This is a genomic window from Sphingobium limneticum (assembly GCF_008710155.1).
Classification (GTDB): Bacteria; Pseudomonadota; Alphaproteobacteria; order Sphingomonadales; family Sphingomonadaceae; genus Sphingobium; species Sphingobium limneticum.
Genome location: NZ_VYPZ01000004.1, coordinates 245,076 through 257,039, shown reverse-complemented (window position 1 = coordinate 257,039; position 11,964 = coordinate 245,076). Strand labels below are relative to the sequence as shown.

Annotated in this window: 15 protein-coding genes; all 15 read right to left on the bottom strand. The window is 61.6% G+C overall.

From position 1 onward, the window contains the following. Complete coding sequence (nuoK, locus tag F4U94_RS07505; RefSeq protein ID WP_004211745.1) at nucleotides 1–306, bottom strand: NADH-quinone oxidoreductase subunit NuoK; 306 nt, start codon at nucleotides 304–306, stop codon at nucleotides 1–3. Then, nucleotides 303–914: an NADH-quinone oxidoreductase subunit J gene (locus F4U94_RS07500; RefSeq protein ID WP_120250217.1), complete on the bottom strand. Its 612-nt coding sequence runs from the start codon at nucleotides 912–914 to the stop codon at nucleotides 303–305. The genes nuoK and F4U94_RS07500 overlap by 4 nt, the downstream gene beginning before the upstream one ends. A gap of 29 nt (nucleotides 915–943) precedes the next feature. Further along, complete coding sequence (gene nuoI / locus F4U94_RS07495) at nucleotides 944–1,429, bottom strand: NADH-quinone oxidoreductase subunit NuoI (protein WP_120250218.1); 486 nt, start codon at nucleotides 1,427–1,429, stop codon at nucleotides 944–946. Further along, the gene (locus F4U94_RS07490; protein WP_120250219.1) at nucleotides 1,426–1,914 is read right to left on the bottom strand and encodes a hypothetical protein; all 489 of its coding nucleotides are present in this window, start codon (nucleotides 1,912–1,914) and stop codon (nucleotides 1,426–1,428) included. Before F4U94_RS07490 ends, nuoI begins: the two co-directional genes overlap by 4 nt. Then, nucleotides 1,911–2,954, bottom strand: coding sequence for an NADH-quinone oxidoreductase subunit NuoH (gene nuoH / locus F4U94_RS07485; protein WP_120250220.1), 1,044 nt, complete (start codon nucleotides 2,952–2,954; stop codon nucleotides 1,911–1,913). The genes F4U94_RS07490 and nuoH overlap by 4 nt, the downstream gene beginning before the upstream one ends. Next, on the bottom strand, nucleotides 2,951–4,957 hold the full coding sequence (gene nuoG, locus F4U94_RS07480; protein ID WP_120250221.1) for an NADH-quinone oxidoreductase subunit NuoG: 2,007 nt from the start codon (nucleotides 4,955–4,957) through the stop codon (nucleotides 2,951–2,953). The genes nuoH and nuoG overlap by 4 nt, the downstream gene beginning before the upstream one ends. 2 nt (nucleotides 4,958–4,959) lie before the next feature. After that, nucleotides 4,960–6,303, bottom strand: coding sequence for an NADH-quinone oxidoreductase subunit NuoF (gene nuoF, locus F4U94_RS07475; RefSeq protein ID WP_120250222.1), 1,344 nt, complete (start codon nucleotides 6,301–6,303; stop codon nucleotides 4,960–4,962). Next, nucleotides 6,300–6,968 carry a complex I 24 kDa subunit family protein gene (locus tag F4U94_RS07470; protein WP_120250223.1) on the bottom strand — a complete coding sequence of 223 codons (669 nt, stop codon included), beginning with the start codon at nucleotides 6,966–6,968 and terminating at the stop codon, nucleotides 6,300–6,302. Before F4U94_RS07470 ends, nuoF begins: the two co-directional genes overlap by 4 nt. Continuing rightward, nucleotides 6,968–8,203: an NADH-quinone oxidoreductase subunit D gene (locus F4U94_RS07465; protein ID WP_120250224.1), complete on the bottom strand. Its 1,236-nt coding sequence runs from the start codon at nucleotides 8,201–8,203 to the stop codon at nucleotides 6,968–6,970. The genes F4U94_RS07470 and F4U94_RS07465 overlap by 1 nt, the downstream gene beginning before the upstream one ends. Beyond that, nucleotides 8,203–8,997, bottom strand: a complete 795-nt coding sequence (locus F4U94_RS07460) for an NADH-quinone oxidoreductase subunit C (protein WP_120250225.1) — start codon at nucleotides 8,995–8,997, stop codon at nucleotides 8,203–8,205. Before F4U94_RS07460 ends, F4U94_RS07465 begins: the two co-directional genes overlap by 1 nt. A gap of 1 nt (nucleotide 8,998) precedes the next feature. After that, nucleotides 8,999–9,553, bottom strand: a complete 555-nt coding sequence (locus tag F4U94_RS07455; RefSeq protein WP_120250226.1) for a NuoB/complex I 20 kDa subunit family protein — start codon at nucleotides 9,551–9,553, stop codon at nucleotides 8,999–9,001. Then, complete coding sequence (locus F4U94_RS07450; RefSeq protein WP_062117306.1) at nucleotides 9,544–9,918, bottom strand: NADH-quinone oxidoreductase subunit A; 375 nt, start codon at nucleotides 9,916–9,918, stop codon at nucleotides 9,544–9,546. Before F4U94_RS07450 ends, F4U94_RS07455 begins: the two co-directional genes overlap by 10 nt. Nucleotides 9,919–10,050: 132 nt before the next feature. After that, a complete protein-coding gene (locus F4U94_RS07445) occupies nucleotides 10,051–10,863 on the bottom strand; it encodes an inositol monophosphatase family protein (protein ID WP_120250227.1) in 813 nt (270 codons plus the stop codon). 40 nt (nucleotides 10,864–10,903) lie between these two features. Next, entirely contained in the window at nucleotides 10,904–11,311 is a 408-nt protein-coding gene (locus F4U94_RS07440) for a hypothetical protein (protein ID WP_120250228.1), read from the bottom strand. Next, nucleotides 11,311–11,877: an elongation factor P gene (gene efp, locus F4U94_RS07435; protein WP_120250229.1), complete on the bottom strand. Its 567-nt coding sequence runs from the start codon at nucleotides 11,875–11,877 to the stop codon at nucleotides 11,311–11,313. Before efp ends, F4U94_RS07440 begins: the two co-directional genes overlap by 1 nt. Between the last annotated feature and the right edge of the window lie 87 nt (nucleotides 11,878–11,964).

Here is an 11,964-nt window from a genome sequence, read left to right as displayed (position 1 = left end):
TCAGCCCTTCATCCGGTTGACATCGTCGACGGCGATGGTGCCGCGACCACGGAAGTAAATAACGAGGATGGCAAGGCCGATGGCCGCTTCACCCGCCGCGACGGTCAGCACGAACATCGAGAAGACCTGCCCCACCAGATCGCCCAGGAAGGCGCTGAAGGCGACGAGGTTGATGTTCACGCTGAGGAGGATCAGCTCGATCGCCATCAGGATGATGATGACATTCTTGCGGTTGATGAAGATGCCCAGCACCCCCATCACGAAGAGGATGGCGCTGACCACCATATAATGTTGAAGGCCGATCACAGCTCCACCCCCTGCCCGACGGGCTGATTGATGTTACGCGTCGCGTCCTGCGGACGGCGACGGTTCTGCTTGGCGACATTCTGGCCCTTCACGCCGCCGCGAGCGCGGTGGGTCAGGACGATCGCGCCGATCATGGCGACCAGCAGCACGATGCCCGCCGCTTCGAACAGGAAGATGTAGCGGGTATAAAGCAGCCCGCCGATCGCCTGAATGTTCGACAGTTCCGGGTTCGCCGGAGCGGCACGCTGCGCCAGTTCGATCGGGCCAGCGCTCCACAGGCCGATGCCCAAGATGATTTCCGCCAGCAGTACCAGCGCGATGAGCAGGCCGAAGGGCAGATAATCGACGAAGCCGGCCCGCAGTTCGGCGAAGTCGATGTCGAGCATCATGACGACGAACAGGAACAGCACCGCGACCGCGCCGACATAGACGATGACAAGCAGCATCGCGATGAATTCGGCACCGAGCAGGATCATCAGACCGGCAGCGTTGAAGAAGGCCAGGATCAGCCAGAGGACCGAATGGACCGGGTTGCGCGACAATATCGTGAGCGCGCCGCTGCTCACCACCAAAATGGCGAACAGGTAGAAGGCGATAACGTGGATCACAGGATCATATTCCCCTTGATGCCGGCGGCTTAACGATAGGGTGCATCGGCGGCAAGGTTTGCGGCAATCGCCCGCTCCCACTTGTCACCGTTTTCCAGGAGCTTGTTCTTGTCGTAGATCAGCTCCTCGCGGGTTTCGGTCGCGAATTCGAAATTCGGTCCCTCGACGATCGCATCCACCGGGCAGGCTTCCTGACAGAAACCGCAATAGATGCACTTGGTCATGTCGATGTCGTAGCGCGTGGTGCGGCGGCTGCCATCGTCGCGCGGCTGCGCCTCGATGGTGATCGCCTGCGCCGGACAGATAGCCTCGCACAGCTTGCACGCGATGCAACGTTCTTCCCCATTGGGGTAGCGGCGCAGCGCATGTTCACCACGGAAACGCGGCGAGATCGGGTTCTTCTCGTACGGGTAGTTGATCGTCGCCTTGGGCTTGAAGAAATACTTCAAGGTCAGCCAGTGCGCCTTCACGAACTCCCAGAGGGTGAAGCTCTTGACGTAGTAACCAATACTCATTGCCTGATAGCCTCTTCCGTCTCCGCCGCGTTCAGCGGGGCCTGGGGCGTTTTCTTCACATCGCAATAACCGAGCAGATCGACATTGGAGTTCGGCCATTTCCGGCGCACCAGGATCGCATACTTCTCGTCGCGATCCGTCCCGAATGTCTGCATCTGCAACGTCTGACCGGGCCGCTTGAAGGCCTTCACCTCGCCGGGCCAAGTTTCACGGGGACCAATCTGAAAATCGAAACCGCCAAACACATTAGCAGTGTCCTGCAAAATGGTCTGCTTTATGTCGGTGCGTGCCCTGTGTGTCGAGCCATTGCGCGTCACATCATATCCACGCCCACCTGTCTGGCGGATTTTCAAATCATGATAGTGCCCGTCAGGATCAGAAATCCTGCAGGTCGCGTCCACAATCGGCATCGTCAATTGCTTGGCCGAAAGCGGCGGTGCAGCGACGGGAACAGCAGCTTGAAGAAGCAGAGCGGTAGCCATCATCCCCCATACCTCGTCAGCATGAGGAAGCCCGAAACCAGGAAGACGAACAGAAGCGAGGTCGGCAGGAAGATTTTCCAACCCAGCCGCATCAGCTGGTCATAACGGTAGCGAGGCACCGTCGCCTTCACCCAGGAGAAGACGAAGAAGAAGAAGAGGATCTTGGCCAGGAACCAGATGATACCCGGCACCAGATAGAGCGGCGCCCAATCGAACGGCGGCAGATAGCCACCCCAGAAGAGGATCGCGTTCAGCGCGCACATCAGGATGACGTTCGCATATTCGCCAAGCCAGAACAGGGCGAAGGCCATCGACGAATATTCGGTCTGATAGCCCGCGACCAGCTCGCTTTCCGCTTCGGTCAGATCGAACGGCGCGCGCGCCGTTTCCGCCATGGCCGAAATCAGGAACATGATCGCCATCGGGAAGAGCAGCGGGTTGAACCCGTTGCCGTTCAGGAAGCCGTAATAGCCCTTCTGGCTTTCCACGATCGCGCTGATGTTGAAGCTGCCGGCCCACAGGACGACCGTAATCAGGATGAAGCCGATCGAGACTTCATAGCTGATCATCTGCGCCGAAGCGCGGATCGCCGAATAGAAGGGATATTTGGAGTTGGACGCCCAGCCCGCCAGCACCACGCCGTAAACGCCCAGCGACGACACGGCGAGAATGTAGAGCAGGCCGACATTGATGTTCGACACCACCACGCCCACGCCGAAGGGCACCACCGCCCAGGCGATCAACGCCACGGTGAAGGTGATGATCGGCGCGATCAGGAACAGGGATTTGTTCGCGGCTGACGGAATGATGGTTTCCTGAAGGAAGACCTTCAAACCGTCCGCAAAGGACTGAAGCAGACCGAGCGGGCCAACCACGTTGGGACCACGGCGCAGCGCCATCGCCGCCCAGATCTTGCGGTCGGCGTAAATGATCATGGCAACGGCCAGCATCAGCGGCAGGGCAATGACCAAGATGCCGACGATGGTGGAAAGCAGCCAGGCGCCCTCGAAAGGCAGGCCGAGGCCTTGGAAGAAAGCGGTCACTCTGCGGCCTCCGCATACTCAACGCCATGGATCAGCTCGGCCGAGCATTGCTGCATCGTCGGGCTGGCACGGCAGATGGCGTTGGTGAGGTAGAAATCCTTGATCGGCGAACCGAACTCACCGGTCGCACCGGTCGGCAGCGACGGGACGGACCAACCATAATCGGCCAGACCCTCGACGCCCAGCGCCGGAACCGCCTTCACCATTTCGGCGCGCAGCTGTTCGAAGCTGTCGAACGGCAGCTTGGCGCCCAGCGCTTCGGAAAGCGCACGCAGGATCGACCAGTCCTCGCGGGCATCGCCCGGCGCGAACACGGCCTTTTCACCGAATTGCACGCGGCCTTCCAGATTGACGTAGGTGCCCGCCTTTTCGGCATAGCTTGCGCCCGGCAGGATCACGTCCGCCGCATGCGCGCCCTTGTCGCCATGATGGCCGACATAGAGTTTGAAGCTGTTTTCGAACGCCGCATAATCGACTTCGTCCGCACCCAGCGAGATCAGCAGCTTCGGCGCGGCCTGCGCCACCGCCTTGATGCCACCCTTGGTCGCGTAACCGAGCATCAGGCCGCCCATGCGAGCCGCCGCGAAGTGCAGGACGTTATAGCCGTTCCAGCCATCCTTCACGAGGCCCAGCGTCTCGACCAGCGCCAGCGTGTCACCATGCGCGCCGTCCTTGGCCAGCACGCCGCCGCCGACGATCATCGCCGGACGGGCCGCACCCTTGAACGCTTCCAGCACGGCTTCGGGGAGCTTCGCCAGCAGCGAGGCATCATTACCCAGCCATTCGACCTTGTAGGTCAGATCGACTTCCGGCCCGACCGCGAAAATCTTCGCGCCCTTCTTGATCGCCTTGCGGATGCGGGTGTTCACCAGCGGCGCTTCCCAGCGCAGGTTGGTGCCGACCAGCAGGATGACGTCAGCGGTTTCAAGGTCGGCGAGCGGCGTGTTGAACACCACCGAAGACAGGCTCGACACATCGTAGGAAAGGCCGGTCTGACGACCTTCGAGCAGCGAACCGCCCAGCTTTTCGACCAGCGCCTTGCCCGCGAACATGGTTTCGCAATCGAGCAGGTCGCCCGCGATCGCAGCCACGCTGCCACCATGCTGGACCGCTGCGACGGCGGCAAAGGCTTCCGCCCAGGTCGCAGGCACCAGCTTGCCGTCCTTGCGGACATAAGGCTTGTCGAGGCGCTTGCGGACCAGACCGTCGACATTATGCCGGGTCTTGTCGCTTGCCCATTCCTCGTTCACGTCATCATTGATGCGCGGCACGGCGCGCAGCACCTGACGACCACGGCTGTCGAGGCGGATATTGGTGCCCAGCGCATCCATAACGTCGATCGCATGGGTCTTCTTGAGCTCCCACGGACGCGCCTCGAAGGCGTAGGGCTTGGCGGTGAGCGCACCGACCGGGCAGAGATCGACCACATTGCCCGACAACTCGCTCTTGGCGGCATGTTCGAGATAGGTGGTGATCTGCATATTCTCGCCGCGATAGATGGCGCCGATTTCCGGCACGCCCGCGACTTCCTCCGCAAAACGCACGCAACGGGTGCACTGGATGCAGCGGGTCATGACCGTCTTGACGATCGGACCCATGTTCTTCTCGGTCACGGCGCGCTTGTTTTCGTCATAGCGCGACGCGCCACGGCCATAAGCGACCGACTGGTCCTGAAGATCGCACTCGCCGCCCTGATCGCAGATCGGGCAATCGAGCGGGTGGTTGATGAGCAGAAACTCCATCACCCCTTCGCGGGCCTTCTTGACCATTTCGCTGTCGGTGCGGATTTCCTGACCTTCGGTCGCCGGAAGCGCGCAGGACGCCTGCGGCTTGGGCGGTCCGGGCTTCACCTCGACCAGGCACATGCGGCAATTGCCCGCGATGGAAAGGCGCTCATGATAGCAGAAACGAGGGATTTCCTTCCCCGCCTGCTCGCAAGCCTGAAGAACGGTCGCCCCGGCCGGGACTTCCAGTTCTACGCCGTCTACTTTGACCTTCGGCATGGTTACTCCGCTGCCTCCATGACGGGGGCACTACCCTTGTTCTCATTGATCCGACGCTCGATTTCCGGACGGAAGTGCCGGATCAGCCCCTGGATCGGCCATGCCGCCGCGTCGCCAAGCGCGCAGATGGTGTGGCCTTCGACCTGCTTGGTCACCTGGAACAGCATGTCGATTTCGCTCTGGTCGGCGTCGCCGGTGCGCAGACGCTCCATCACGCGCCACATCCAGCCCGTGCCTTCGCGGCACGGCGTACACTGGCCGCAGCTCTCATGCTTATAGAAGTAGGAGAGACGCGAAATGGCGCGAACGATGTCGGTCGACTTGTCCATGACGATAACGGCGGCGGTGCCAAGGCCGGAGCCGAGCGCACGCAGCCCGTCGAAATCCATCGGCGCGTCCATGATTTCCTTCGCAGGAACCAAGGGGACCGACGACCCGCCGGGGATGACCGCCAGCAGATTGTCCCAACCGCCCCGGATGCCGCCGCAATGACGTTCGATCAGTTCGCGGAACGGGATCGACATCGATTCTTCGACGACGCAGGGCTTGTTCACATGGCCGCTGATCTGGAACAGCTTGGTACCGCGGTTGTTCTCACGGCCAAAGCCGTTGAACCAGGCCGCACCGCGCCGCAGGATCGTCGGGCTGACCGCGATCGATTCCACATTGTTGACGGTCGTCGGGCAACCATAGAGTCCCGCACCCGCCGGGAACGGCGGCTTCAAGCGGGGCTGCCCCTTCTTGCCCTCGATGCTTTCGATCTGCGCGGTTTCCTCGCCGCAGATATAGGCGCCCGCGCCACGATGGACGAAGACGTCGAAATCATAGCCCGACCCGCAAGCATTCTTGCCGATGAAGCCCTTTTCATAGGCCTGTTCGACGGCAGCGAAGAGAACCTTCGCTTCGTAGATGAACTCGCCACGAATGTAGATGTAGGCGGCGCGCGCGCGCATCGCGAAACCGGCGATCAGCGCGCCTTCGATCAGCTTGTGCGGATCGTGGCGGATGATTTCGCGGTCCTTGCACGAACCCGGTTCGGATTCGTCGGCGTTGATGACCAGGAAGCTGGGACGGCCGTCCTTGCTTTCCTTGGGCATAAACGACCATTTCAGGCCGGTCGGGAAGCCAGCGCCACCACGGCCGCGCAGATTCGACGCCTTCATGATGTCGATGATACCATCCTGGCCGATTTCCATCAGCTTCTTGGTATTATCCCAATCGCCACGCTTCATCGCGGCGTCCACGCCCCAATCCTGGAAACCGTGAACGTTGGTGAAGATCCGGTCCTTGTCGGTCAGCGGGCCGACGAAGGGCGGCGGCGCCGCTGGTGCGGGTGCGTCGGTCATGCCCAATCCCCCCGATAGTCGTGATTTTCCGTGACCATGTCCTTCAGCGTGGTCGGGCCACCTTCGGGCGCGCTCGTCTGACGGTCGATCTGTGGGCCGATCTTGGGCTGACCACCCGTGGCCAGCGTCTCCAGGATCGCACTCATGCTGTCATAGGTCAGATCTTCGAAATTATCATCGTTGATCTGAACCATCGGCGCGTTGGCGCAGGCGCCCAAGCATTCGACTTCGGTCAGCGTGAACAGGCCGTCGGGGGTCGTACCGCCCTTGACCAGCCCCTTGTTCTTGCACGCCGAAAAGACGTCGTCCGAACCGCGCAGCATGCACGGCGTCGTGCCGCATACCTGCACATGATAGCGGCCGACCGGCGCGAGGTTGTACATGGTGTAGAAGGTCGCGACTTCATACACGCGCATGTACGGCATATCGAGCTGACGCCCGATATATTCCATCACCGGCACGGGCAGCCAGCCATTGGTCTGCGTTTCCGCACCGACCTGACGCTGGGCCAGATCGAGCAGCGGCATCACCGCCGACTGCTGGCGACCGGCGGGGTAGCGCGCGATGACCTTCTTGGCCTGTTCGGCATTGTCGGCGGTCCACTCGAACGCGCCCCAGCGCGCACGGGTTTCGGCCTCATCGGGGATATGAACTGCGTCAGCCATTATCGGTCACATTCTCCGAACACGATATCCATCGCGCCCAGTACAGCGGTGGTGTCGGCGAGCATGTGGCCCTTCATCATGAAGTCCATAGCTTGCAGATGCGAGAAGGCGGTCGGGCGGATCTTGCAGCGATAGGGCTTGTTGCTGCCGTCGCTGACCAGATAGACGCCAAATTCGCCCTTGGGGCTTTCGGTCGCCACATAGACTTCGCCCGCCGGGACGTGGAAGCCTTCGGTATAAAGCTTGAAGTGGTGGATCAGCGCTTCCATCGACCGCTTCATCTCACCGCGCTTGGGCGGCGACACCTTGCGGTCGAAGCTGGCGATCGGCCCTTCGGGCATTTCGTTGAGGCACTGTTTCATGATGCGCGCCGACTGTCGCACTTCCTCGACGCGGACCATGAATCGGTCATAGCAATCGTAAGCGGTGCCGACTGGAATGTCGAAGTCCATGCGGTCATAGACATCATAGGGCTGCGCCTTGCGGATGTCCCAGGCGATGCCCGAACCGCGCAGCATGGGGCCGGAGAAGCCCCATTTGAGCGCATCTTCCTTGCTCACGATGGCGATGTCGACATTGCGCTGCTTGAAGATGCGGTTGTCGACCACCAGGCTCATGGCGTCCTCGAACAGACGCGGCAGGCGCGTGTCGAGCCAGTCGGCAATGTCGGTCAACAGCTTGAGCGGCACATCCTGATGCACGCCGCCCGGCCGGAAATAGGCTGAATGCATGCGGGCGCCCGAAGCACGCTCGAAGAAGTTGAGGCAATCCTCGCGAATTTCGAACAGCCACAGGTTCGGCGTCATCGCGCCGACGTCCATCACATGCGATCCGAGGTTCAGCATGTGATTGCAGATGCGGGTCAGTTCCGCGAAGAACACGCGCAGATATTGCGCGCGCACCGGCACTTCCAAGTTCAGCAGCTTTTCGACCGCCAACACATAGCTATGCTCCATGCCGAGCGGCGAGCAATAGTCCAGCCGGTCGAAATAGGGCAGCGCCTGCATATAGGTCTTATATTCGATCAGCTTTTCGGTGCCGCGATGCAGCAGGCCGACATGCGGATCGCAGCGCTCGACGATTTCGCCTTCCAGTTCCATGACCAGACGCAGAACGCCGTGCGCCGCGGGATGCTGCGGGCCGAAGTTGATCGTATAATTCTGGATTTCCGTGTCGCCATAGGCCGGGTCGGCCGCGTCGGTGACATGGTCCAGCTTTTCCAGATAATCGGACATTATGCCTTGTCCTCCGGCTTGGCAGCGCCCTTGCCTTCATCGGTGGCGGCAGCCGGCTTGGCCGGGGCGTCGCCCGACTTGTCCTCTGCCTTCTTGTTGGCGGCGTCGCCGGCACCGGTATCGGCCTTGCTCTCGGTCGCCTTGGGCGTCGGGGCAGCGGCAGGTGCAGCCGGGGCGGCAGGCGCAGCGGCCTTTTCGTCGCCGGGCAGCACGTACTGCGCGCCTTCCCACGGCGACATGAAGTCGAAGCTGCGGAAGTCCTGCGCCAGCTTCACCGGCTCATAGACGACGCGCTTATCCTCTTCGGAATAACGCAGCTCGACATAGCCGGTCAGCGGGAAGTCCTTGCGCTGGGGATGCCCCTTGAATCCATAATCGGTCAGGATGCGACGCAGGTCGGTATTGCCGTCAAAAACGACGCCATACATGTCGAACACTTCGCGCTCCAGCCAGCCGGCAACCGGCCAGAGGTGCGTGACGGTCGGCACCGGCGTATCTTCGTCGGTCGATACCTTCACGCGAACGCGATGGTTCCGCGTGACGCTCAGCAGATGATAGGCGACTTCGAACCGTTCCGGGCGTTCCGGATAGTCGACGCCGGCGATTTCCATCAGCTGCTGATAATGACCCATGTCGCGCAGCGCGACCATGGCATTGGCCAGGTCGTCGCGCACGACGGTGAAGGTCAGTTCGTCGGCATGATCGACGGTTTCGATCAGCATGGACCCCAGCAGCGCGCCGATTTCCTCGGCGATGCCTTGCGGGTTCACGATCTTGGGTGCGGAATGGGCCATATTAACGCTCGATCGTCCCGATGCGGCGGATCTTCCGCTGCAACTGCATCACGCCGTACAGCAGCGCTTCGGCGGTCGGCGGGCAACCCGGCACATAGATGTCGACCGGCACGATGCGGTCGCAGCCACGGACGACGGAATAGCTGTAATGATAATAACCACCACCGTTCGCGCAGCTGCCCATCGAAATCACATATTTCGGGTTGGACATCTGGTCGTAAACCTTGCGCAGCGCCGGGGCCATCTTGTTGCACAGCGTGCCGGCCACGATCATCACGTCCGACTGACGCGGAGACGCGCGCGGCGCGGCGCCGAAGCGTTCCATGTCATAGCGCGGCATGTTGACGTGGATCATTTCCACAGCGCAGCAGGCGAGGCCAAAGGTCATCCACCAGAGCGAGCCGGTGCGCGCCCACTGGAACAGTTCCTCGGTCGAGGTGACCAGGAAGCCCTTGTCGTTCACTTCGCCGTTCAGCGCGTTGAAGAAATCCTGATCGGGCTGCGTGCCCTGCGGGGGCAAGGTGCCGGGCGCAGGGTTATAGAGTTCTACTCCCAATCGAGTGCTCCCTTCTTCCACGCATAGACGAGGCCAAGCACCAGCTCCGCTATGAAGATCATCATCGTTGCCCAGCCGGCCCAGCCGATCTGGTCGAGGCTTACAGCCCAGGGAAACAGGAACGCCGCTTCAAGATCGAAGATGATGAAGAGAATGGCGACCAGATAGAAACGCACGTCGAACTGACTGCGCGGCTCTTCAAATGCGGGGAAACCGCATTCATATTCCGAGAGCTTCGCCGGGTCGGGCTTGTGCGCACCGGTGAGACGGCCAACCAGCATCGGCAGAAAGACGAATGCGCTGGAAAGCAGCAAGGCAATCCCGAGAAAAATCAGGATCGGCAGATATTGGGCGAGATCGACCAATGGAATCCCCTGGGCGAAAATTGTATCTTGGGGCGCGCTTTAGGCCTGCTGCATATGCGAAGCAAGGGGCCAACGCTGTGAGAATGAATCGCAAAAAGGCCAAGCCCTTGAAGAGCTTGGCCCCATTGAACTTTAGCGCAATGCGCCAGCAACGAGCTTGTGCAATTTGCTGTGAATTGCGTCGTTACCGGCAATGACTTCCTTGCGTTCGATCGCCTGATCGCCGCCGCGGAAATCGCTGGCGAAACCGCCCGCTTCACGGACCAGCAACAAGCCGGCAGCGACATCCCAGGGCTGAAGACCGCTTTCCCAATAACCGTCATAGCGGCCGGAGGCGACATGGGCGAGATCGAGCGAGGCAGCGCCGAAACGGCGGATGCCGGCGACCGAAGGAGCCACCGCGCCGAAGACGCGAGTCCATTCGGCCATATTGCCATGGCCCATGAACGGGATGCCCGTCGCGATCACGCAATCGGCCAGGTCGCGGCGGGCCGACACGCGCAGGCGCTGGTCATGGCGCCATGCGCCCCGGCTCTTTTCCGCCCAATAGCTTTCGTCGGTGACGGGCTGGTAGATGAGGCCGGTCGTGACTTCCCGCTTGCCGCCATAAAGCGGTTCTTCGACCGCGATCGAGATCGCGAAGTGCGGGATGCCGTGCAGGAAGTTGGTGGTGCCGTCCAGCGGATCGATGATCCAGCGCGGCTTGCTCGGGTCGCCCTCGATCACGCCGCCCTCTTCCAGCAGGAAGCCCCAGTCGGGACGCGCCTTCTGCAATTCTTCCACCAGGGTCTTTTCCGCCTGATGGTCGGCCTTGGACACGAAATCCGCCGGCCCCTTGCGGCTGACCTGAAGATGTTCGACTTCGCCGAAGTCGCGGCGGAGCTTGCTGCCCGCCTTGCGCGCGGCGCGCTCCATGACGGTAAGAAGACCGGAATGCGATGCCATAGTTTTTCTCCGCCGCTCCCAGCGGGAACGGCCTGGTTGGTTATTTCTTCGGGGCGGGCTTGGCGGCCGGCTTGGTCGCAGCAGCGGCGCCGGGGCGATAGCCGCAGGTGCCCGCGACAACCGCCAGCATCTGCGACGCATCCTTGCGATCGACCTTGCCGGCGTTGGCAGCGATCACCTTGTCGCTCGCGGCGCTGATCTCACCGATCGAATTGGAATAGAGGCAATCGAACAGCGCGTTCTTGACCGGCTGTTCGACCTCGTTCGACTGAAGCGCCGTCATGACGATGCGCAGCGTGAACGCCGCGCTGTCGAGTTGCGCCTTGGTCGGCGTAGCCCGCGCCGTCGTCTGCGCAGCTGCCGAAACGGGGAGCGCAACGGGCAAAGCGCCGATCGCGAGGCCCATTGCCAGACGAGCGGCCAGTGCCATGTTGCGCCCGATCCGCATCAGTCGGCCCGCTTCACATATTCGCGGGCATAGACGTCCACGACGATGCGCGTGCCGCTGACGATATGCGGCGGCACCATGACGCGCACGCCATTGTCCAGGATCGCCGGCTTGTAGCTGGCAGAGGCGGTCTGCCCCTTCACCACGGCGTCGGCTTCCACCACGGTCGCTTCGATCGTGTCGGGCAACTGCACCGAAATCGGCCGTTCCTCATACATTTCCAGCGTCACTTCCATGCCGTCCTGCAGGAAGTCGGCGGCTTCGCCCAGCAGTTCGGACGGCAGGTTGATCTGCTCGTAATTCTCATTGTCCATGAAGACGAGCATGTCGCCTTCGGCATAGAGATACTGGAAATCCTTCGTGTCGAGGCGGATGCGCTCGACGCTTTCGGCGGAACGGAAACGCACGTTATTCTTGCGGCCGTCGATCAGGTTCTTGAGTTCGACCTGCATATAGGCGCCGCCCTTGCCGGGCTGGGTGTGCTGGATCTTGACGGCGCGCCACAGGCCGCCCTCATATTCGATATTATTGCCGGGACGAATGTCCACGCCGCTGATCTTCGCCATGGGAAGAGCCTGCCTATATGTCTGAAGGTGGAAAAGAGCCGGCCTCTTTGAGGCTGGGCGCGCCTTTACAGCGGGCGGGCGCGAAGG